Below are 23,492 nucleotides of genomic sequence, written 5' to 3'. Positions count from 1 at the left end.
CACCACTTAGCTAAACCTACCGGTTTTTAACGCTTGAAGTGGGAGCTTCTTGGGAATAGAGCATACTTGCAAGCGTATTTCTTTACTCACAGCGGTTTCTCTTATTTACCAAGCTATCCCCGTAGTTCCTACGGTTTTTGATGATTGGATCTAAGCTAATCCCATAGAATGTAGTCTTAGACCTTCGGTCAGAATATTGATACTAGCATTGATATCTCGGTCATGATGAACATGACAAACAGGACAAGTCCATTCTCGAATTTCTAGAGATTTCTTGCCGTCTTTGTGTCCACAATTCGAACAGATTTGACTAGATGGGAACCACTTATCCACTTCGATAATATTTCGACCGTACCAGTCAGCTTTGTATTGTAACCTAGTCACAAAACTAGACCATGAAACATCCGAAATACTTTTTGCTAGTTTATGATTACGCAACATACCTTTTGTATTTAAGTCTTCTATACAGATCATATCGTGGTTTTTGATAATCTCTGTGCTCAACTTGTTTAGAAAGTCATTGCGTTGATTCATTACTTTTTCATGTAGTCGTGCTATTTTACGTTTTTGTTTTTGATAATTTCTAGCTTCAAACAGATTGATACCTTTTTGTTTAGCTAATAATGCACGTCTTGACAACTTACGTTGTTCACGTTTTAGTTTCTTTTCCATTTTTGACGTGAACTTATTATTATCAATCTTTTGACCGTCAGAAAGAATGGCAAAATCAGTTATACCAAGGTCAATTCCAATAGAAGAATCGTTTTTAGGAAGTTCAACTATTTCTTCTTTACACAACAAAGAAATATGGTAATTACCACTTGGATGACGTGAGATTGTGGCAGATTTGATAATTCCTTTAGGTTGTCTATGGAGTTTAATCTTGATTAAAGACTTCAACTTAGGAACTTTGATGAATTTATTATCAATCAAAGCTACTGTTCCTTTTTGGTTGTTAGTAGTATAGCTTTGTACAGGATTCTTCTTACTTTTGAATCGAGGAAACCCAACGGATTTATCTCTAAAAAAATTCTTATATGCCTTATCTAAATTAAGTTGTGCATTCGCTAAAGCAAGGCTATCTACTTCCTTCAAAAACGGAAATTCTTCCTTATATTGAGCTGGTGTTGGAAATTTTATTTTTGTAGAAGAATCATTTTTAGTTTCTTCATAATTTTTCATTCGGTCATCAAGCATTAGATTGTAGACCTTACGGACACAACCAAAAGACTTAGCAAAGAAAATTTCCTGCTCTTCTGTTGGATAAATTCTGAATTTATATGCTTTTAGTCGCTCCATAAGACTCACCAACTCTCTATTTGTGGTTATTACCTTGATTCTGAATATACTTTTTGATGACATCAATTGATGCGCTACCAGTTGTCAACAGGCAGAAACTTTTAGACCAAAACATTTCTTTCCAAAGATATTGTTTTACTCTAGGATAGTCACGCTTTATCAAGCGTGAACTAGCGCTTTTATAAGCGTTGATGAACTTTGTCAGCTCTGTTTTTGGCTGTGCTTTGAACATAATATGAACATGATCTTCATCATGATTCCACTCAACGAGAGTGATGTGATATGACTCTGCAATTCGTACAAAAGTTATTTTAGCAAATTCAGATATTTCATCATCAATCACTTGTCTACGGTATTTAGTTACCAGTACAAGATGATAATAGAGAAGAAACACTGAATGATTATTAGTATCTAGTTCCATTGTTATATCAGCTCATTTCTTATATAGACTGATTATAACATAGTACAAAATAAAAAGGCAATATGCCTTATATGTCGGTTTTCGAGTTACCAACGGTAACCCTCATACCGAATGGCATTCATCACCCACCTATAGAGGATGAGCGACTTCTGCCTGAATTAAGTTAAAAACTATGTCGAATCTTTTCCCTTGATAGAGAAATAGCTGTAAGATTGACTGGCTATTTTTCACTCAGATAGATCAATCCGCGCGGAATAGGATCTTTCTTCGTTAACCCTATCCGTTCTCTATAAAAAGAAAAGCTATCTCTCTTGATCATTTCAATGATTTTCTCTTCATTCATTTCTAATTTCAACGATTCGATACATTCCGCCATTTCGTAAAGTATCTGTAGCTGTGCATCGATCCCTAACAACTCTTGTAATTGCTCAAACACAGGTCCGTCCTTTTGAGAGACGACCTCTAAAAAACGATGATGAAGTTCTTTGTAAAAAGAAGCTAAAAGTGGATAGTTGATGGAAAAACAGTTTTCCATAAATTCTCTATAATGTTTTAAGTATTCTTCACTAGATTGAATATTCGATAAATTCATAAATTACCTCTCCTTCTGATGATTGATAGTAAAACCTAAAATATGTACATATGACTGATTGAATCGACCTTATTTTTTGTGAACTACCTGTTTCTCGAATAGATTATAATAAAATCATATAGTCTTCTCTGTGTAATTTCAACTTCACATATTGCCTAACTCCTTGAAATATTTACTCTTGAATCATTGCTACATCTATGCTTCGGCATATTACCAGCTATTTTTTTTGCATTCAGTTGATTTTTTTATCTTAAACAAAAAAAAATCAATCTCAGCCAATTTTGACTTCGATTGATTTTCGATAAATTCTTCACTTAAATTGCAACGATGCTCTTCTCATTCGCCGTTACAACAATAAGATACACCAAACTACCTAGCGCTTCAGTAGTTTACGATACTCCAAAGCATATAAAACAAAGGACTGAGCCAAACTGTAGGTAATGATTGCAAATATCACCATGACCCATCCTTCAGGAATCGCCGGGAAAAGTAACAGCAGAATCATCCCTACATAAATCACAGCTGTCGCCCATTTACCATACCACTTTGCTCCATCTAATTTGACCTGTTTACGCAAAGCAACGATCCCAGCAATCAGCATAAATGCTTCTTTCACAATAAATAAAGCTAAAACGAGCCAGATATACGGACGTTCCCATGCCATGGAGATGATCAAGACCAATTGCGTCAACTTATCACCGATTGGATCAAGAACTTTTCCAAGTTCTGTGATCTGATTGAATCTTCGGGCGATGTATCCATCTAAAAAGTCTGTGACTCCTGAAAAGAGGATGATCGATCCAGCCAGATAGAAAGCTTGCTTACTCATAAAATACAAATAAAAAGGCAATAAAAGAATTCTTATAATCGATAGTAGATTCGGAATCGTGCGAATTTCTTTTCGCCAATCAGATGCTCCATTCATTACTTAACAACTCCCAAAATGTCATTTCATCTATTTTACCGTACTTTCCACGTGGAACCAATTAATTGTCAGTTTTTTATTGCGAGCTCTTCCAATCCTTCGTATGCCATTGTGAATCTGTTATTATGTTTTTTCGGAGTTTCCATTTCGTGCAGCCTGACGCTGACGGGTTTCTTTTAATAATTTTTTGTGGGCTTTTTTTGAACCTCGTTCGATATCTCGTTCCCATTTTCTCGTTTTAAAATCTGTAAATAGCTGATCGATCTCATAGCCTACAGGATAAAGTTCTTCTGCTCTCATTTTTAAAAGGACACGCTGTCGAAGGACCGTTTCTTTTTGGTTATCGACAAAAATCACGATCGTCTCTTCGCCAGTGTCTTCAAAGACTAATGCTTCTTTTTTGTATTGGGTGGCATATACCCGATCCCCTTTTGAAAATAAAACCTTTTCTTCGTTCTTGACTTCTTGCGTCTTCACTTGTTGTTTGAATAAGCGTTTTTCCCTTGAATAGTCTTTCGTAGAAAGATACTGCTGAGCTTGTTGGATCAAGTCCTCTGACATTTGCATTTTTTTAGCGATCCACAATGCTTGGCTTTCCCCTGTTTTTCCTACCTGTAATTGATACTTTGGTTGTAAGGCTTCTCGGTCAAAAGCCATTGCTGCCGGCACAAAATCTTCATGTCGTTCCGCAAACTCTTTGATTTCGCCGTAATGGGTCGTTGCAACCATCAGCGCACCTTTCTCATACATTGCAGACATGATGGCGATTGCTAAAGCTGCACCTTCCGTTGGTTCTGTTCCACTACCGATCTCATCAAGTAAAACTAGGGTATTTCTACCCACTTTATTCAAAATCTGTGCGATATTTTGCATATGCCCAGAAAAAGTACTCAATGCATTCGCTAAATCTTGTTGATCGCCGACATCGACAAAAACTTCGTCGAATACGGCAAGCTCTGTCCCATCTTTTGCTGGTACTTGCAGACCAAACATTGCCATCAACGTCAGCAATCCGACTGTTTTCAAAACAACTGTTTTCCCACCAGCATTTGCACCTGTGATCACTAATCCACGATATTCTGCACCCAAATCAAAATCTAAGGGAACAGCTTTTTCTGATAACAGTGGATGTCTCGCTTGTTTCAGATGGATGCGTTCTGATTTATTGATGATAGGTGTGATGCCATTGATCTCTCTACTGTATTTCCCACGTGCGAAAATAATATCGAAAACGGTGACCGTTTCGATGATTTGATCGATTGCCTGTTCATTTTCAGCTAATGCCCCAGTCAAACTTGCTAGAATCTGATATTCTTCAGCAATTTCCTCTGCTTTCAATAATTGATGTTGTGCGCTTGCTTTAGCGACTGCTGTTGGTTCGATGAATACCGTCGTACCTTTATTCGACTGTTCAATGATCGTTCCGGCTACTTTATTTTTATAACTCGCTTTGATCGGGATCGTTGCGTGTTCCCCTTTTTGAACAATCATCGCTTCTTGGATCATTTCTTTATTCCCAGGATGTCGCAAGAATTTTAGCAAACGATCTTGGATTTCTTTTTCTACCGTTTGGATTTGTTTTCGTACTTTACGTAGATTTTTTGATGCTTCATCTGCGACTTGTTGGTTCTTGATTTGTTCATAAACTAAGTCCTCTACTGATTGAAGATCCGGTAGATTTTTACTGTACGCATACAGTAATGGCGTTTGATATTGGTTTTTTTCAAAGAAGCGAGTGATCATTCGACTGCTTCTTAAAAAATCAGCGTATTCAATCAATTCAGCGGGGGTTAAGATCAAGCCTTTTTTCACTTGGTCAGTTAATGCCACAATTCGTGTTAGCCCCATAAAGGGCACGTGCTGGCTACTTTCTAAAATCGTACGGGCTTCTTTCGTTTCTGTTTGTCTTGTTTCTACGGTCTGCAGATTTGTCGGGATCGACATTTCTGCCAGACGTTCTTTCGTGTGATCTCCGATTGCTCGGGCAATCACTTCTTTTCTGATTTGTTCAAATTGTAATTGTTTGATTGTATGATTCATATTCTCTCCTTTTCTTGAAGAGATACCTGTCCCCAAAATAAATAAAGACCTAAAATAGAATAAAAGGGCAGGACACAGCTAAAATAAGACATGTCCTCCCCTTGATTTGATTACAAGAAATGTTTCAGACAGGTACCATCTATAAGCACACCAAATAAGCCTACTGCTTTATTGGTTATTCAACTTACTCGATTAGATACCTACTACACTCATCAAAATACCTCGTTCATCTAGGTTTTATTTATTTTTCTTTTTTACTATAGCAAGCGGTTGCCAGAATGTCAAACAGATACTGAACTAGTCTGAATGGTATTATTTTAATAATATTTCAAAATTGTCACGTTTTTCGATTTTCAAACACTGTATCAATCGGCGATAATTGGATATATCAAGAAACATAAAAGGATGGATATGATGAAAAAATTGATTGGAGCAATCGCTCTCTTATTGTTATTGTTTGGTGGCTACAAAGGGTATGAATATTACAATCAGACCTACAAAAGTCAAGTAGCTTATGCAAAAGTACCAGAAGCAGTGCCACCATTGACTGATACAGTGGATGATAGCGGTGAAAAAGTTCGGGGGTTGAAGTCGTATGACTATGACTTTACATTTGTGACTAAAGATGGCAAAACGATCAAGTTAGGTTACACGATCTCCTCAGAACATCCAACACCCCTTGAGCCAAATAGTTATGTCAAAGCAGAGGTAAGTCAAAAACGAGTGACCTCTGGTCCAACGACGATCGATGAAAACCAAGTTCCAGAAGATGTTTTAACTAAGTTGAAATAAGTAGCTTCTACTTCTAGTAAATGAAAAAAGCCAAACGCAATCTAAGAGTAGGACATTAAACCTCACCACCCAAAATCGAATAAACGGCGAGAATAGAAGGAACCGCTTCGGAAAATAAGGCGCCATCCACGAAAATTGTTTTTCAAATTTTTGTGGATGGCGCCTTATTTTCCGAGATTAAATGCTTCTGTCCCGACCTTTTCGCAGTTGGCTTTTTATGTATAAATAACTATTTCAGCGTCGTTTGCGAATGGCGATTGGCGTATCCCCAAAATATTCTCGATATTTTTTGTAAAAATGTGTCTTATTGGAAAAACCTACACTGGCCGCAATCTCCTCAATCGAGAAACGGGTAGATAAAATTAGATCCTGTGCTTCATGTAATCGTTGATTCGTAATCAATTGTTTGAAGGATTTGCCTGTCTGTTGCTTGATCAAATTAGACAGATAATTGGGATTATACCCTAACTCATCTGCCAACGTTTTTAGGTTCAATGTTCGATAGTCACTTTCGATCCGTTGCAGAATTTTGATCATTAAGTTGCTTTGTCCATCTTTTTTGTAGATCTTTGCTAATTGTGAGTGATAGACTCTAGAAAGCTGTAAAAATAACACTTGTGAAAAAGCGTTCATGATTTCATTTCCCAGATGTTTTTTTGAAAAATATTCGAGGATCATCTGATCCAACGTGACTTGGATCTCTGGTTCTTTAGCTAAGTGTAACAAAAGATGTGTTTCATTATAGCCGGGTTCTAAAATGGCATTCATCAAAAAATTATACGTCAAACCCCCACTACGATTATCGATTTTTTTCAGAAGATTGATATTGATATCATTTGTTTTGAATAAGAAATTCAGCAAAATATCATGTTCACCCAAAGGCATCAGTTCATGGCGACTATTTGTATCTAAAAGTAATAATTGTCCTTCTTTCAAAGTGATTGGCAGACCGTTGACGATCTGTTCTGAAGTACCGCAATACATATAATTGAATTCTAAAAAATGGTGGGAATGTAGTGGATAATGAGCGAAGCGTCGATGTTGGCGAATCAAAATATTATTTTCTTGAAAAAGATGGTGATCGTCTAATTTGAATTGCTGGTCTTGTTCGTCTAAGTTTTCTCCTTCAAATTCCTTGATCCATTGCCCCGTCTTTCGCTGTTCTAACTCTTCGGGTGTATACGGCAGAAAGATCTTTTGTACAAACGGATTCATCGTTTTACTCCCCCTTGATATGTAAATTTGACACCAATATAGTAACATACTGACATTGTTGCGAAAAGGGTTACAAGATATGATGAGTGCAACAAATACATCTTCATCTGGAGGAACAAGCTATGAGAAAGACTTGGTTGATGAAACTGTCGCTGTTATCCATTTCCTTAGTTTTAACGTCAAATACTGCTATCGCATCCGCTTTACCGATGATGTTAGGCTACTTCAATGATCAATCGGCTTCATCCGTCGAACTACTGATGACCATTCCTCAACTAACTGTTGTGATTTTTATTGCTTTGAGTAGTTTGATTGCCAAAGCCATCGGACAGAAACAAACTGTCTTACTTGGGTTGTTGCTTGCTGGAGTTGCTGGCGTGTTACCTGTCTTCACTGCCAACTTCTATTTATTGATGATCTCCCGCGCAGCATTAGGTGCTGGCTTTGGTCTCTTCAACTCGTTGGCAGTCAGTATGATCAGCGAATTTTTTGAAGGCGAAGAAGCTGCCACATTGATTGGCTTCCAATCCGCCTTTCAAGGTTTAGGAGCTGCAGTCATGACCTTCACTGCCGGACGTCTCCTCACTTTTGGCTGGCAAAAAGCGTTCTTAGTTTACTTGATCACCATTCCGATCATCTTCTTATTTATGGCTTTCGTCCCTGAACCACCCCAGAAAAAAGAAAACTTCGCTTCTAAAAAAGCAACATCAGAAAAAGGAACACTCCGTCCGACCACTCTCATGTATGGCATTTTGATCTTCTTTCTCTGTATTTTCTACATGATCGTTGTCGTTAAGCTTTCGACCTTCATCGTGACTGAAAATCTAGGAACAGAATCAGATGCCGGAACGCTTCTTTCTTTTATGCAGATTGCTAACATGGTTGCTGGTTTCTTATTCGGGTTGATTTACAAAGGATTGAAACGATGGACGTTGCCTATTTCTTTTTTCATCATGGCAGCAAGCTTATTCCTCATCTTGACAGCCAATCATTTATTTATGATCGGTATAGGGGCTGCACTGAACGGTATCGCCTTTGCTCTGTTCGTTCCTTACATCTTCAATGATGCTACTCGTTCAGTTCCGCAGGCAGCAAAAGCAAGTACCACTTCCTTTATTCTCGTTCTAGCAAATATCGGTAACTTTGTTTCACCCTATGGACATCGACTTTTAGAAAGATTCGGTATCGGTTCTGATGCTTTACAAAATATTTTTATCAATGGCTGCATTTTGATGACCGTTTTAGGTATTCTTTTTCTTCTCCTTACTCTTAAAAAGAAGCCACTCCCAAATGAAGTCTAGTTTTCATTGATTCAAGCAAAAACAAATTGGAGGAATTTTGATGAATTATCTTGCTATCGACATTGGCGCTTCAAGTGGTCGTTTGATCCATGCCAATCTTAATGAATTAGGCCGTTTTGACTTACAGGAAGTCCATCGCTTCAAAAATGGATTTGAAAAAATCGATGGTGTCGCAAAGTGGCCGCTCACACATCTAGTCACTGAAATCTTAAAAGGTTTGGAAAAAGCCAAGCAACAAGGTATCGCAGAATGTTATGTCGGCATCGATACTTGGGGTGTCGATTATGGCTTGCTTGATGTTGATGGTCATTTGATCGACGCCCCGACGAGCTATCGTGATGAGCGAACGAAAGATGCCATCCCACAATTTGAACAAAACATGCCACTAGATGAACTTTACCAAAAAACAGGTATCCAACTGCAACCATTCAACACGGTGTTTCAATTACTTGTTGAAGAAAAAGAAACGTTAACAAATGCCCATCGCTTGCTATTGATGCCTGATCTACTCGGTTACCTCTTCACTGGAGAAGCAGTCACCGAAAAGACTAATGCGTCTACTATGCAGCTTCTGAACTTAGAAACTCGGAAGTGGGACTCAGATATTTTAGCTGTTCTAGGCATCGACGCTTCGCTTTTCCCACGAATCACCGAGCCTGGACAGATTCTAGGCGAATTACAAACTGCCCAATTTCCAACCTATGATCTGCCAAAAGCGACCTTTATCACGATTGCTTCTCACGACACTGCTTCAGCAGTTGTCGGCACACCCGCGACTGGTAAAGAGTGGGCATACATCAGTTCAGGCACTTGGTCGTTGATGGGTGTAGAGATTCCTGAAGGCATTTCAACAAAAGAAGCATTTGACGCTAACTTTACAAATGAATGGGGTGTGCAAGGAACCATTCGCTTCTTAAAAAATATCATGGGTATGTGGTTGATCCAAGAAGTTGCTCGTTTGCAAGATGGTGCCTATAGTTTTGCTGAATTGGCAGAACTGGCAGCACAGGAAGCGCCTTTCCAACAATTGATCAATGTCAACGACCCACGTTTCTTGAATCCCCAAAATATGATTCAAGAATTACAAGATTATTGTAAAGAAACAAACCAATCTATCCCTCAAACCCCTGGTCAGCTGGCTCGCTGTATCTATGACAATTTAGCTCTATGCTACGCTGTCGAACTAGAGAACTTAGCACGGATCACCGGAAAAAAATTTCATCGATTACACATTGTCGGTGGGGGTTCAAACAATACCTTCCTTAATCAGCTGACAGCCGATATTTGCAATATCGAAGTCGAAGCAGGACCAGATGAAGCGACCGCTATTGGCAATCTAATGGTCCAAATGATTGCGACGAACGGCTACGGTACGTTGCAACTGGCGCGTGAAGCGATCAGAGATTCCGTTTCATTAGCCACTTTTCATCCTCGACATACCGAGGAAATGACACAAGCACTTGCTAGATACAAAGAATTTTTAATATAAAGGAGAGATTCAATATGATGAATGTCAAAGAACGTTACGAAGAAGCCAAAGCAAAATATGCGAGTATCGGTGTCGATACCGAGGAGGTCTTGCAGAAACTCGCAGAAGTGAAGATTTCGATGCACTGTTGGCAAGGCGATGATGTCAAAGGATTTTTGACACCAGATGGAGAACTGACTGGCGGCATCATGGCTACAGGAAACTATCCTGGAGCCGCACATACGCCGGACCAATTACGCCAAGATTTAGAAAAAGCTTTCTCATTGATTCCTGGGAATCATAAATTGAATTTACATGCCATGTATCTAGATACAGACGAACCGGTCGATTTAAATGAGATCGAACCAAAACATTTCGAGAAATGGGTCGCATGGGCAAAAGAACAAGGGATCGGTCTTGATTTCAACCCAACCTTCTTCTCTCACCCAATGATGAAAGATGGCTTGACACTTGCTCATCCAGACAAAGAAGTACGGGATTACTGGATCGAACATGGGAAACGCGCTCGTAAAATCGCCGAGTATATGGGAAAAGAAATCGGACAAACATGTATCGATAATTTTTGGATGCCTGATGGAATGAAAGACAATCCAATCGACCGCCTATCTCCACGCCAACGATTGATGGAATCTTTAGATGAGATTTTCTCAGAAGAACTCAACGAAGAATATACACAAGATGCCGTAGAATCCAAACTATTCGGACTTGGTGCTGAAGCTTACACAGTAGGTTCACACGAATTTTATATGGGCTATGGATTGACACGTAACAAATTGATCTGCCTAGACGCAGGTCACTTCCATCCAACTGAAGTCATCTCCAACAAACTTTCGTCTTTAGCCTTATTCTCAAAAGGGATCATGCTCCACGTCTCTCGTCCTGTGCGTTGGGATTCAGACCATGTTGTGATCATGGATGATGAATTACAAGAAATCGGCAAAGAATTAGTCCGCAATCATTTACTTGAAAAAACAGCGATCGGACTCGATTTCTTTGACGCAACCATCAACCGGATCGCCGCATGGGCAATCGGCACAAGAAATACGCAAAAGGCATTGTTAAAAGCCATGCTTGAACCAATCGAAGAATTAAAAGAAGCCGAACTAAACTTCGACTTCACCAAACGCTTAGCCTTCACTGAAGAATTAAAAGACTTCCCATACGCCGACGTTTGGAATTACTTCTGTGAAATCAACAACGTCCCAGTAGGCATGGACTGGTACCAAGAAGTCCTACAATACGAAAAAGACGTACAAAGTAAGAGGTTGTGAAAGAAGCGTTCTGACCTGAGCAGTAAGATAGAAAATCAAAAAATAGCTCCTCATATTTTATGATTTTTTAGCTTAATGTTGAAGGTCAGCTTCTTGAACACCGTTTATCAAGGTTGTGAAAGAAGCGTTCAGCACTAAGGCATAAGACAGGAAAATCGAAAATGGCTGTTTCATTTTTGATTTTTCTGGCTTATGACCGAAGTGTTGCTTCATGAACACTATCTATCAAGTTGTAAAAAAAGCCCTTCACCTATCAACAGAAGCTTTCGAGAATCCGTCTAACTGATTTTGAGGTTCTTTCTGTTGATTTACAAAATAACCACATACTACATGTTCTTTCTATTCATCAGAAAAAGAAAAGAGGTCTCACTCGTGAAAAAATTAGCGATGCTCACTGCTCCATTTGTACAAGAGATGATTCAAGCAACAACCAATATGTACCGCCTAGGATGGGATGAACGTAATGGTGGGAATATCACCTATTTATTAGAAGAAGCGCAAGTCTTACCTTTTATCGACCCTACGAAAGTTTTACGAACACTGCCGTTGCCATTTGATGCCCAAGAATTAGCCGGAAGGTATTTCTTAGTGACAGGGTCTGGAAAATATTTTAAAAATGTACAGGCAGAGCCAGAAGAAAATCTTGGACTGATCCGTGTGACTGGAGATGGTCATGCGATCGACATTTTATGGGGATTAAGCCCTGATGCTGTTCCGACTTCTGAGTTACCAAGTCATTTCATGAGCCATATCGCTCGATTAAGTGTCGATCCAGATAACCGCATCGTCATGCATTGTCACGCAACACACTTGTTAGCCATGACTTTTAGTCATCCACTTTCTGAACGCGAATTGACTCGTACATTATGGCAAATGTGTACAGAGTGCTTAGTTGTCTTTCCAGAAGGCATTTCGGTCATTCCATGGTTAGTTCCTGGTTCGAATGAAATCGGCGAAGCAACTGCTGCAAAAATGAAAGAAACCCGTTTAGTCGTTTGGCCACAACATGGGATCTATGGTTCTGGAAAAGACATGGATGAAACATTTGGTTTGATTGAAACAGCTGAAAAAGCTGCCCAAGTCTATACGATCGTCATGGCACAAGGTGGCATCAAGCAGACGCTAGAAGATGATAATTTGAAATTACTGGCTGATGCGTTTGGGGTTGTCCCACGTGCTGGCTATTTGAACGATTAACAATCGTGAGGTGCGAAATGAAATCCAATGTCGAAAAAATGATTGCTGGTGAGGTCTATCGTCAAGATGAAGAATTATTGCAGCTTCGTTTGGTCACGAGAGATCTCCTTTATGAATTCAATCATATCCATCCTCGAAAATTATCTGAACGTCAGCAATTGATCAAAAAAATGTTCAAGCAAACTGGGGACAAACTCTTTGTTGAACAACCCTTTCATTGCGACTATGGAATCAACATCACCGTTGGAGAAAACTTTTTAGCCAATAATAATTGCACGTTACTTGATGTTGCTCCGATCACGATTGGTAAGGATGTCTTACTTGCCCCAAATGTTGGGATCTACACAGCCGGCCATGCCTTAGATCCTGTTTTACGACAAGAGTACCAAGCAGAATTTGGGGCACCTGTTAGGATCGGCGACAACGTCTGGATCGGTGCAAATACATCCATACTGCCCGGGGTGACAATCGGTGATCATGTAGTGATTGGGGCAGGAAGTGTCGTCACGAAGGATATTCCAGCTAATTCTTTAGCAGTAGGAAATCCTTGCCGTGTGGTGCGGACATTCAATAAAAAAGATCGCACCTATTATTTCAAAAAACTGCGTTATCCACCAGAATATATAATTTCTGAAACCGACCTACCTAAAGGAGAGTAAACCAAATGGCAAATCGAATGATTTTAAATGAAACATCCTATCATGGAAAAGGGGCTATCGCAGCTATCCCAACGGAATTTCATGCCAGAAATTTCAAAAAAGCAGTGGTGATCACTGATAAAGAGCTGCATAAAATCGGTGTCGTAGCAAAAGTCACCACCTTATTAGATGAGGCAGAGATTGCTTATGAAATCTACGACGGTATCGTACCTAATCCAACGATCGAGAATGTCAAAGAGGGCGTGACTTTCGTTCAAGAAGCAAAAGCGGATGTGATCCTGGCAATTGGCGGAGGTTCGCCGATCGACACAGCCAAAGCCATTGGAATCATCGTAACGAATCCAGAGTTTTCTGATGTCCGTAGTCTAGAAGGTGTGGCAGATACAAAACATCCAAGCTTGCCGATCTTAGCTGTTCCGACGACTTCTGGTACGGCCGCTGAAGTCACGATCAACTATGTGATCACCGACAAAGAGCGTTCTCGTAAATTTGTATGTGTTGATCCCCATGATATTCCAATCGTCGCCTTTGTTGACAGTGATTTGATGATGGGCATGCCGAAAGCCTTGTGTGCGGCAACTGGGATGGATTCGATGACACATGCTATCGAGGGATTGATCACGAAAGGTGCATGGGAAATGAGTGATATGTTCCATCTCAAAGCCATTGAGATCATCGGTCGTAGTTTAGCCGATTCCGTGAATGGTGATCCAAAAGGCCGAGAGGATATGGCTTTAGGACAATATCTTGCAGGGATGGGTTTTTCAAATGTTGGTTTAGGTCTTGTCCATGGAATGGCGCATCCATTATCCGCATGGTATGACATCCCCCACGGCGTCGCTTGCGCTGCCTTATTACCAACCGTCATGAAATACAATAAAGAGTTTACAGGCAATAAATATCGAGAAATCGCGAAGGCGCTGAACATCAAAGACGCAGAATCTCGTTCCATCGAGGACATTCGTGATGCCGCTTGCGAAGCGATTGATGCTTTGTCGAAAAAAGTTGGCATCCCTGCGACGATCTCCGAACTAGGTGTCAAAGAAGCGGATATTGCAAAAATTGCTGAAGATGCGTTCAATGATGTCTGTACCCCAGGAAATCCAAGAGAAACGAACGTGTTAGAGATCATCGACATCTATCAAAGCTTGATGTAAGTTTATCGACTCTCTTGTTATTATGACTTGACTGATCAATTAAAAATGGTTCTCTTGGTTTGTGAATAACGACCAAGAGAACCATTTATTTTAATATAGAAAATTTATTTCATTAAACCATCAACGTGTACATGCCTACTGCGACGATTGCCCCAACCATTGGTCCTGCAATCGGTACCCATGAATAACCCCAGTCAGAACCACCTTTATTAGCGATTGGTAAAATCGCATGAGCGATACGTGGACCTAAGTCACGAGCTGGATTGATCGCATATCCTGTGGAACCACCTAGTGATAACCCGATAGCTAAAATCAATCCTCCAACAGCAAAGACATTTGTTCCGCCAGCAAATTCTGTTTGACCAAATGCCAATAGTCCTAAGACTAAAACGAACGTACCGATCAACTCTGTAATAAAGTTAGCAGGATAGTTGCGGATGGCTGGTCCAGTCGCAAAGGTTCCTAAGATTGCCCCTTGATCCTTTGTTGCTGACCAATGTGGCAAATAAGATAACCAAACAAGTACCGCACCGACGATCGCACCTAGTAATTGCGCGATGATGAATGGGAAAACTAAATTCCAACCGATCGCACCTGTCATTGCCATCCCAAGTGTTACCGCAGGATTTAAATGAGCGGGTCCCATGAATCCCGAAATAAATACTGCCATCGTAACAGCCATTGCCCAACCAAATGCAATGACGATCCAACCGGAGGCTTGCGCTTTACTTTTGTTTAAATTCACTGCTGCACATACGCCGTCCCCTAAAAGGATCAAAATCATCGTTCCAATAAATTCTCCCATGATTTGGGTCATGTCTGCATTCATTTTATTTTTCTCCTTTCAGGTCACGTAAGTCTGACTCAGCGATCAGTTGCTCTAAATGTTGCGTTTCACGTTCTTTTTCTTCATCTGTCCATTCAAAGTATGCAGCAATCGCATCAATGATCGGTTGTTTGATGGCATCTAACTGATCTCTTTCAAAAAGTAGATGGTTGGTACGGCGAATCAAATAGTCACCTGGAACTAAGACCATTTCGTTTTCTAAACCGTAACGCAAACGTGCAGATTCTGCCAAAGTCAATCCTGGATAAGGACTCATTTCTTTCGCTAATTCAAAGATGTGTTTCGCATTTGTTCCGTAGAAATCTGCGATATAGGCAGCATCTGTTTCATCAAGACCTGCTTCCACACCGATTTTTGTATATTCTTGAACCATTTCTTCTTGTTTTGTCGGATCAAAATCCCCGCCTGAGATCGAGTAAGTCTTCGAATCGATTTCTTTTACGGTTACACCATACTCTTCTTGTAACAGTTGACGGATCAATTTCATCGCGCCTTCTGCCATTTTACGATAATCGGTGATTTTACCACCAGATAAAGTAACTAGTCCATCTGGTTCACGTTCTAATGAACTACCGCGAGAAACAGTTGATGGTGCTTTTTCATCACGACTACTTTCTAAGTGATTCAACACATCTTCGACTTCTACTCGTGATACCTTGCTTTCCTTATAATCCGTTACCGTATCAACGACTTTACGGAAGCTCTTATCAGAGATTGAACCGTTGTCACCACCGTTGTAGTCAGAACCGGCGTTGCCGATCAATAACGGGCGTAATCCTGCCCAACTTGATTCGATATCAGCCAAAGTGATATTTGCTTCTGGATAACGATGATTGATCACGTCTAGTAAGTAATCCACATCTTCCTGTGTTACTTGAGGGTCTGTAAAATCGCCTTGGTAATCGGTATCTGTTGTCCCAAAATACGTTTTGTTTTCACGAGGGATCGCAAAGACCATCCGACCATCTTGTTTTCCTGTATCGAAATAAGTAGGCTGTGGCACAGGCAATTTCTTCGCATCGACTACTAAATGGACGCCTTTTGTCGGACGCATTTTTGGTGAGATCGCACGCTTGAAGTTCAGGTTACGGATCTTGTCCACCCATGGTCCACTTGTGTTGATCACGATTTTTGCTCGGATCTCAATCACTTCATCACTTAACAAGTCACGCGCTTTGACACCGATGATCTGGTCACCATCATAGATAAAGCCGGTAGCTTTCATTTTGCTGACCAAATACGCTCCGTCTTCTGCCGCTTTTTTGATATTATCGATCACTAAACGGGAATCATTATTCCGAAAATCCAAGTAAACACCGGCACCTGTTAAGCCATCTTTTTTAAGAAACGGCTCACGTTCAAGAACTTCTTCAGGTGTCAACGTATAGTTTTCATACTTCGTTCCAGTTACTTTTGCTAATTTATCATAAAGATCCATCGCTACTTTTACAGAAAACATATTGAATGTCGTCGCGCCTTCTCCTTCATAAATCGGCAATAACATTGGATCTGGTTTAGGGATATGCGGTGCCACTTGTTGTACCACTGCACGTTCGCCTACTGTATCTGCGACCACTTCAACGTCAAACGTTTTTAGGTAACGAATCCCCCCATGAACTAACTTGGTTGAGCGTGAAGAAGTTCCTTCTGCAAAATCCTGCATTTCGATCAAACCGGTTTTAATACCTGAAGCTGCTGCTTGGATCGCTACACCTGCACCAGTGATTCCGCCCCCAATAATCAAAAGATCTAATTCTTCTTGTTTCATGTGGTCAATGTTATCTTGTCTTGTTTTTTTTGAAAACATCTTGTGTTCCCTCCCTTTACTCAAATGCTTGAGTTGCTTTCACTGCTTTTTTCCAACCAGTGTAAAGTTTTTCTCTACGCTCTTCTGGCATTTCCGCCTCGAAGATTTTACCAGCTTCATAAAACTCACGAATTTCATCCGTATCTTTCCAATAACCAACTGCTAATCCTGCAAGAAAGGCAGCACCTAATGCAGTAGTCTCCAAGTTACCGGCACGTTGGATCGGTACATTCAAGATATCTGTTTGGAACTGCATCAAGTATTCATTATTGGCTGCACCTCCATCAACTTTTAACACAGGAATCTGGATGCCTGTATCATCTTGCATCGTATCGATGATATCTCGAACTTGGTAGGCAATGGATTGTAATGTCGCCTTGATGATATCCTCTTTCGTTGTTCCTCGAGTAAGACCAAACATAGAACCACGTGCTGCTTGATCCCAGTAAGGAGCGCCAAGTCCAACAAAAGCAGGTACAACGTAAACTTCGTCATCACTAGTCGAACGCTTCGCTGCATCTTCTGAATCACTCGCTTTTTGTAGCATTTGCAGACCGTCACGCAACCATTGGATGGAAGAACCGGCAACGAAGATACTCCCTTCTAGCGCATAGTAAACCTTTCCATTTATTCCGTAACCAATCGTCGTCAACAGATTGTTTTTAGATAATTGTGGTTTTTCACCTGTGTTCATCACAATAAATGAACCTGTACCATACGTATTTTTGACCATTCCTGGCTCAAAAGCCATTTGACCGAATAATGCTGCTTGTTGGTCTCCTGCCATCCCAGAAATCGGTGCTTCACTACCATAGAAGTGATACCCTTGTGTATAACCGTAAACCTCTGAATTTGAGGTTACTTTCGGTAACATCACTCGTGGAATATTCAGTAGATCTAAGATTTCTTGGTCCCAATCCAATTCATGGATATTGAACAACATCGTACGACTCGCATTCGAGTAATCGGTTACATGTGCTTGTCCATCTGTCAACTTCCAAACAAGCCAAGAATCGATCGTTCCAAACATCAACTCGCCTTTTTCTGCTCGCTCTTGTGCACCTTCTACATGGTCTAAGATCCAGCGAATCTTAGTAGCAGAGAAATACGCATCAATGACTAAGCCAGTTTTCTTATGGAAAAACTCTTGGTGCCCATCTTCTTTTAATTTGTTAGCAATACCAGCTGATTGACGCGATTGCCAAACTACAGCATGATAAATCGGACGTCCTGTATCTTTTTCCCAGATCACTGTTGTTTCACGTTGATTCGTGATACCAATACCGGCGATTTGTGTTGGCTTGATACCAGATTCAATAAACGCACCTGCGATAACTGATTGTACGGAGTTCCAGATTTCATTCGCATCATGTTCTACCCAGCTTTCTCGGGGAAAATATTGTGTGAATTCCTTTTGCGAACTACCGATGTGTCTTCCTTTTTTATCAAAGATAATCGCTCGTGAGCTTGTTGTCCCTTGGTCAATCGCCATGATATACGTTGATTCTGTCATTATGATCTCCTCCATTTTTGCAAACGCTTTCTTTAACTACTTTTATGGTACACCTATTTAAGGAGTAGAAACTGCCAAAAAAATAGCAATTCACTTTTTTTTTGACAGTTTTTTAATTTTTGGCTTTTTTTTCTTGCTCGATTTTTTGCTTTAACCTTAAAATATCATAACTTGAAGCAAACTCCGATAGATAATAGTACTCTTGACCTTTTTTATCCTGATTGAAGGTGATCACAAAATCATAACTTTTTTCTGGTTGGACTTCTTCGATCACGATCCCGCTGATCCCCTTTAACTCTCGAATCAAGAACTGTTGGAAAGCAACCCGATAGATCGGTAAGGATTGTAGATCGATGCCAATAACCACAGATTTTTCAATATAGAAATCGATCATCATCAAAATATTCGCGTATTGACTCATCAGATTATCCAAAACTTGATTGGTCAATTTTTTCATAGGAAGCTGTTCGACTGTCGTTTTTTTCAATCGTTCAAGTAATTGAGTCAACGAATCACCCAACATGCGTTGTTGTTGGATGAGTAAGTGTGGCGGATCATAGATGGTTAAATAGCCAGAAAAAAAGTATAACTCATTATTGATTTGTGCCAAGTGATACCCAATTGTTTTCTCTTCCTTGATTTTTAGACGCCTTGGTCGATAATGCCATAGCATGGTTTCTCGAATATACGTATCCAACACCGCTGTAGGTAACTTTTTGCTACGAGTCAACTCGTATTGATAAAATGTCTCTTCCTCCAGTACCGAGAAAGTAACGAGAAAACTATAAAACATCATCGACTCATACGCCGTAACATCAGCTGCTGTTCGACTAAGATATAAGGAAATCACCGGATGGATGGTCTGGTACAGTTGATCTTCTTGATATATTTCTTTTTTCTCTTTTGTACCAGAAAACTTCATCTTATCTGACAGTAACCTTTTCCGTGTAATACCGATCCATGTCGCAATTTTTGTCGATGATTGTGGGGAAAAAGTTGTATTCAACACATGCGCCAATCCTACTATCAACGGACGTTTATCTGGAGTATCTTGTAAATACTGTGGTCTTTGTGACTCTGGGAAAAATTGAAATAAGGAATAATAAAAATAACGGATCTGGAGCTCTTCTCCTTGGATTTGTCCATTCTTTATCTGTAGAGAGAACTCTTTCAATAGCTGATTCAATTCTTTGGTTTTTCTAAAGACAGAGGATTCACTGATCGTAAAAGCTGTTGCCAAACGAACACTTGAAGCTTGTTGGTGTTCAAGAAGATACGTCAAGATCTGATATTTCACGCTTTGTTGTACCAAAAAAAGCATGATTTTTTCTAAACTCGTATGCTCATCTAATTCAAGGACGACTTGAAATTCATTTTTTCGGACAGAAATCTTTGTTTTCATCATACGACCGATCAATTCAAGGTCTTCGATATATTGGTCGAAGGCAGATTTTGATAATTTCACAGAGGAGCGCAACTCATTGATTGAAGCGGAACCACCTTCTAATACAAGCATTCGTAAAATCTCAATTTGGATTTGCTCTTTTTTTTCTAAAAATTCTTCAATCTTCATCGAAAGAATCAACCACCTTTACAAGAGCTGTTGGCGCTCGATACTCTGGTTGAAAGAAGAATTCGCGCGCTTCCAGGTCTGCGAGTGTCCATCCTTCCTCAACTGCTAAAGTCAGTCGGTCTAAAAGATAGAAAATCACTGCTTGGCTATGACATTGCGCGCCAATCAGTTTTCCTTCTTCCGTCAATAGCACTTTTATTTGGATCAACTCCTGATTCGCAGCAGAAGCTCTGGTGGTTAAATATTGTGTGTTGATTTCTCCAGCATAAAAGATACTTTCGCTTTCTGTCAAACCGACACTCCCAAAATAATGTCCAAACCAGTGATTACCAATTGGACGATACGTACCTAAATCCTTCTTTTGTTGCCCACTGATATTTTTACTGGCGATCTTCGCCGTTCGAATCGCATTATTGACTAAAGACACGTACATCTTTTCTTGCGTTGGTCGATAGGTTACTTGGATGGCATCGCCGATCGCATAAATATTTTCCTGGGATGTTTGCAGGTAGTCATTTACCCAGATCGTCCCATCATCATTCAATCGCAAGGATTCTTCCCATAATTGATTATCTGGTCGGGTGTAATTTGCTAACAAGACTAAATCATACGTCTCACTTCTTTTTTCCGTGAAGATCTTTGTTTGTTCTGCTTCAATGATTTCTTGTACTTGTTCATTTAAGAAATATCGAATACCTCGATTGTTCAGCTCGCGATACAACGGCTTGATCATCTCTGGATCAAAATAGCGGAATAAAACTGTCGATTGGCTTTCATACAGATGAAGTTCTTTTCCTAGGTTCGCTAATCCTTCGATGAGTTCCAAGCCAACTTGTCCTGCACCGATTACTGCGATTTTTTTTGCATTTCCGATACGTTGTTGGAATTGTTGCGAAGTTTTAGGATCTTTGATTGTCCAAATCGTGTCGTTTTCTTGTGTACTAAAACGGAAGCGTTGTTGTGAGCCTGTCGCAATCACAAGAAAATCGAAAGACAATATTTCCCCATCATTTAATTGGATTTGGTTTTTATCGCTGTTTAGCGCAGTCACTTCTGTTTCTACCCGTACTGCTATCTGATGTTCTTGAGTCAATTGCTCTTTAGTGATCCAATAATGATGGGCTTCTTCATGAAATTCCCCTTTTAAGATCAAATTGACACTATTCGGGATAAAGCCTATCCGTGCTTGCTTCTCAATAATGATTATCTCACTTTCTGGACAGTCGTTGCGCAAAGAAATAGCTGTCTGAATGCCCGCAAATGAGCCACCGACGATTACGATCCTCATATGTTATTCTCCTCTTTTTCATCTGTTATCCTTAGAGTATCATTTCTTAGAAAACGTTTCAATCAGTAAAGGAAACAGCGAGTATAAACAGCGTGTCAATTGCTTTATTCATATTCTGCTGGTTGCTTCTACCTACTATAGATTTTATTCTTTCTTTAATTGCGTATAAAGTCTGTGGCTCTTCCTAAATTCGATATCTGCTAGTTTCAACACCTTTTTTATTACTTCATCTGAAGAGTCAAACTGATACTGTCTCCTTTCAAACCCATCTTCGACAATACTATATCGTGCTTGATCATACGTGATGCGTATCGAGCGATCTTTTTTGAAGGTAAGGATTTTTAAAGTGACACAGTCCTTTGACTTAACGTTTCTTTTCAAAAATTGTTTTAATTGCTTTTTATAGATCATGTTCATTTTACTATTTCTCTACCTTTATCATAGATTTAGTCACTCAGTGTTTTTTGTTTGATCGAACAACTATTTTATTCACTTCTTTATCAAATCGTTCTTTTTTCAACGTTTGACTAATATAAAAAACCTGAACCTTCTTCTCATTTACCCTAAAAGCAATACGGAAATTTTCCTTTCCTAAATGGATTTTCATTTCATAAATCGATTCTTTTACAGACATCTCAACGGGTTTGATTCGATAAAAATCGTGCGTCAAATACTCATGTACTTTATAGATAATTATTTCTTGATACTTTTTTGATTGATTCGCCGTAAATACATTTCGAATTGCCTGGCTGACTTCAACCTCATATTCCATAGCTATTCCTTCTTTATTTGATTATTTATGTAGATAGAGACCTCTCTAAAAAGTAAATATGTAAGCATATATATAATACGCTTGCATTATAAACGATATTCATCCTATTTTTTATTCGTTTATTTTATATCAATTATTTTTATTTATTTTCGTTAATTCTACTAGAAGAATAGCCATCTGAAGGCGCTGGGTCAATCGTGTTTCCTCTCACTTATTATTATACTTTCTTTTGTGATATTCCCTAGTTCAGCTGCTTTAGTAGAAAAAATTCTGGGACATTAGTCACCTTGTATACCTTAAAACCGAATAAACGATGTTCCAAAAGTAGCTCCTACAGAAATAAACGTGAAACCCCAAAATTTGAAGAACAATTTTCGGGTTTCACGCTTATTTCTCGGAGTTGAGCACTTCTGTTACAACTTCTCGTTTTGTTGTAAGTTTTTGATGAATTCCATCAATCGAGCGCCATCTTCTTTCGTTAGCGTACCTACCTTGGCGTATTTTATTTTTTCATTTCCTTTAGGTATTGCTCTTGATATACCAACGTCTATCCATGAAGCTTTATGTAGAACTGACTTTTTCCAATCTTTGATAGGAAAATATACTTGTTTTATCTTTTTTGACTTATGTTCATATTGACTAGTGATACTAAAAAATTCAATACAATCATTTTTATCTTATATAACCAATATAGGTCTTTTCTTTCCACCTTATTTGTCAGTGTAAGTCACATAAACCGTTACTATTTCATTCGTATTCATTTAGCCACTCATTTAGCTTTTCATCTGTATCAAGCAATTGAACAGGCATACTTTGTGTTAATTGGCGCAACTTGATTGCTTGTCTTTCTTCTTCATTCAATTTTATTTCTATTGGAAACTCACCTCTTGATACAACTTGCTTATATAAAATGGTAATTGCTGTTGTCGCATTCAAACCAAGTTCTTCTAATATTTGTTCTGCGTTTTCTTTTAGCTCTTTATCAATTCCGACTTGTATTCTTCCTTTTTTTGCCTTCTCTTTTGTTTTCATATTATCTCCTCCTATTGAGTGAAACAAACTCAAAATATTTCAATATCATCATATATTTGATTATATCAAACTCATAAAAGAGAAATGATGCAAAAATCAGTAGTTGATTTTCTTAACTACCTCTTTGCTGTCTATCTTACTTTTTCAGATATAATTTGTTGAGTTTTTCTAATTTCAGTTTAGGTGACATGTTTATTTCTAAATTCAATAGTTTTTGGTGATTAATTTTTAGCAACTTTTTTGATCTATCCACTATTTAACTAAAATTACTTCTTGGAGTTGGAGATTTTAGAAAAGAGCTT

21 protein-coding genes are annotated in these 23,492 nt (G+C 39.2%); 7 read left to right on the top strand and 14 right to left on the bottom strand.

The features are described from left to right. Nucleotides 1-150 precede the first annotated feature (150 nt). The 5 genes from tnpB to IGJ14_RS01785 form a co-directional block, all read right to left on the bottom strand. Nucleotides 151-1,299: an IS200/IS605 family element RNA-guided endonuclease TnpB gene (tnpB, locus tag IGJ14_RS01805; protein WP_430608206.1), complete on the bottom strand. Its 1,149-nt coding sequence runs from the start codon at nt 1,297-1,299 to the stop codon at nt 151-153. A gap of 16 nt (nt 1,300-1,315) precedes the next feature. After that, nucleotides 1,316-1,720: an IS200/IS605 family transposase gene (tnpA, locus tag IGJ14_RS01800; RefSeq protein ID WP_019723868.1), complete on the bottom strand. Its 405-nt coding sequence runs from the start codon at nt 1,718-1,720 to the stop codon at nt 1,316-1,318. A 220-nt stretch (nt 1,721-1,940) separates the two neighbouring features. After that, a complete protein-coding gene (locus tag IGJ14_RS01795) occupies nt 1,941-2,312 on the bottom strand; it encodes a DUF7006 family protein (protein ID WP_019723867.1) in 372 nt (123 codons plus the stop codon). A 373-nt stretch (nt 2,313-2,685) separates the two neighbouring features. Then, nucleotides 2,686-3,237 carry a CDP-alcohol phosphatidyltransferase family protein gene (locus IGJ14_RS01790; RefSeq protein ID WP_019723866.1) on the bottom strand — a complete coding sequence of 184 codons (552 nt, stop codon included), beginning with the start codon at nt 3,235-3,237 and terminating at the stop codon, nt 2,686-2,688. Between the two features lie 123 nt (nt 3,238-3,360). Continuing rightward, nucleotides 3,361-5,277 (bottom strand): endonuclease MutS2, encoded by a 1,917-nt coding sequence (locus IGJ14_RS01785; RefSeq protein WP_019723865.1) that lies wholly within the window; start codon nt 5,275-5,277, stop codon nt 3,361-3,363. A gap of 414 nt (nt 5,278-5,691) precedes the next feature. On the opposite strand from IGJ14_RS01785, the gene IGJ14_RS01780 reads away from it, so the two are divergent. Continuing rightward, the gene (locus tag IGJ14_RS01780; RefSeq protein ID WP_019723864.1) at nt 5,692-6,069 is read left to right on the top strand and encodes a DUF1093 domain-containing protein; all 378 of its coding nucleotides are present in this window, start codon (nt 5,692-5,694) and stop codon (nt 6,067-6,069) included. Between the two features lie 234 nt (nt 6,070-6,303). Here the strand turns inward: IGJ14_RS01780 and IGJ14_RS01775 are convergent, their stop codons facing one another. Continuing rightward, nucleotides 6,304-7,284 (bottom strand): AraC family transcriptional regulator, encoded by a 981-nt coding sequence (locus IGJ14_RS01775; RefSeq protein WP_019723863.1) that lies wholly within the window; start codon nt 7,282-7,284, stop codon nt 6,304-6,306. Nucleotides 7,285-7,406: 122 nt separating this feature from the next. Between IGJ14_RS01775 and IGJ14_RS01770 the strand changes: the two genes are divergently transcribed. The 6 genes from IGJ14_RS01770 to fucO all read left to right on the top strand — a co-directional run bounded on the left by IGJ14_RS01770 (nt 7,407) and on the right by fucO (nt 14,358). After that, the gene (locus IGJ14_RS01770) at nt 7,407-8,585 is read left to right on the top strand and encodes an MFS transporter (protein ID WP_195273639.1); all 1,179 of its coding nucleotides are present in this window, start codon (nt 7,407-7,409) and stop codon (nt 8,583-8,585) included. Nucleotides 8,586-8,625: 40 nt separating this feature from the next. Further along, on the top strand, nt 8,626-10,074 hold the full coding sequence (gene rhaB / locus IGJ14_RS01765) for a rhamnulokinase (RefSeq protein WP_019722529.1): 1,449 nt from the start codon (nt 8,626-8,628) through the stop codon (nt 10,072-10,074). Nucleotides 10,075-10,088: 14 nt separating this feature from the next. Beyond that, on the top strand, nt 10,089-11,345 hold the full coding sequence (gene rhaA / locus IGJ14_RS01760; protein ID WP_019722530.1) for an L-rhamnose isomerase: 1,257 nt from the start codon (nt 10,089-10,091) through the stop codon (nt 11,343-11,345). 372 nt (nt 11,346-11,717) lie between these two features. Continuing rightward, nucleotides 11,718-12,542 (top strand): rhamnulose-1-phosphate aldolase, encoded by an 825-nt coding sequence (gene rhaD, locus IGJ14_RS01755; protein ID WP_019722531.1) that lies wholly within the window; start codon nt 11,718-11,720, stop codon nt 12,540-12,542. A 17-nt stretch (nt 12,543-12,559) separates the two neighbouring features. Further along, the gene (locus tag IGJ14_RS01750) at nt 12,560-13,201 is read left to right on the top strand and encodes a sugar O-acetyltransferase (RefSeq protein ID WP_010736416.1); all 642 of its coding nucleotides are present in this window, start codon (nt 12,560-12,562) and stop codon (nt 13,199-13,201) included. A gap of 5 nt (nt 13,202-13,206) precedes the next feature. Next, nucleotides 13,207-14,358: a lactaldehyde reductase gene (gene fucO / locus IGJ14_RS01745; RefSeq protein WP_019722532.1), complete on the top strand. Its 1,152-nt coding sequence runs from the start codon at nt 13,207-13,209 to the stop codon at nt 14,356-14,358. Between the two features lie 112 nt (nt 14,359-14,470). On the opposite strand, the gene IGJ14_RS01740 is transcribed toward fucO, so the two are convergent. From IGJ14_RS01740 to IGJ14_RS01705, 8 genes are all read right to left on the bottom strand, one after another. Further along, nucleotides 14,471-15,187 (bottom strand): MIP/aquaporin family protein, encoded by a 717-nt coding sequence (locus IGJ14_RS01740; protein ID WP_010736418.1) that lies wholly within the window; start codon nt 15,185-15,187, stop codon nt 14,471-14,473. 1 nt (nt 15,188) lies between these two features. After that, complete coding sequence (glpO, locus tag IGJ14_RS01735; RefSeq protein WP_019722533.1) at nt 15,189-17,012, bottom strand: type 1 glycerol-3-phosphate oxidase; 1,824 nt, start codon at nt 17,010-17,012, stop codon at nt 15,189-15,191. 16 nt (nt 17,013-17,028) lie between these two features. Then, complete coding sequence (gene glpK, locus IGJ14_RS01730) at nt 17,029-18,525, bottom strand: glycerol kinase GlpK (RefSeq protein ID WP_019722534.1); 1,497 nt, start codon at nt 18,523-18,525, stop codon at nt 17,029-17,031. Between the two features lie 112 nt (nt 18,526-18,637). Beyond that, nucleotides 18,638-20,098 (bottom strand): helix-turn-helix domain-containing protein, encoded by a 1,461-nt coding sequence (locus IGJ14_RS01725; RefSeq protein WP_065096969.1) that lies wholly within the window; start codon nt 20,096-20,098, stop codon nt 18,638-18,640. Then, on the bottom strand, nt 20,088-21,386 hold the full coding sequence (locus IGJ14_RS01720; RefSeq protein WP_065096970.1) for an NAD(P)/FAD-dependent oxidoreductase: 1,299 nt from the start codon (nt 21,384-21,386) through the stop codon (nt 20,088-20,090). Before IGJ14_RS01720 ends, IGJ14_RS01725 begins: the two co-directional genes overlap by 11 nt. 144 nt (nt 21,387-21,530) lie before the next feature. Continuing rightward, a complete protein-coding gene (locus tag IGJ14_RS01715) occupies nt 21,531-21,803 on the bottom strand; it encodes a hypothetical protein (protein ID WP_019722536.1) in 273 nt (90 codons plus the stop codon). A gap of 37 nt (nt 21,804-21,840) precedes the next feature. Next, nucleotides 21,841-22,158 carry a hypothetical protein gene (locus IGJ14_RS01710; RefSeq protein WP_019722537.1) on the bottom strand — a complete coding sequence of 106 codons (318 nt, stop codon included), beginning with the start codon at nt 22,156-22,158 and terminating at the stop codon, nt 21,841-21,843. Between the two features lie 747 nt (nt 22,159-22,905). Further along, nucleotides 22,906-23,190: a type II toxin-antitoxin system RelB/DinJ family antitoxin gene (locus tag IGJ14_RS01705; protein WP_019722538.1), complete on the bottom strand. Its 285-nt coding sequence runs from the start codon at nt 23,188-23,190 to the stop codon at nt 22,906-22,908. Nucleotides 23,191-23,492 lie beyond the last annotated feature (302 nt).

This window comes from Enterococcus sp. DIV1304_2 (assembly GCF_050555445.1).
Lineage (GTDB): Bacteria > Bacillota > Bacilli > Lactobacillales > Enterococcaceae > Enterococcus_B > Enterococcus_B pernyi.
This window is presented reverse-complemented; position numbering and strand designations above follow the sequence as displayed.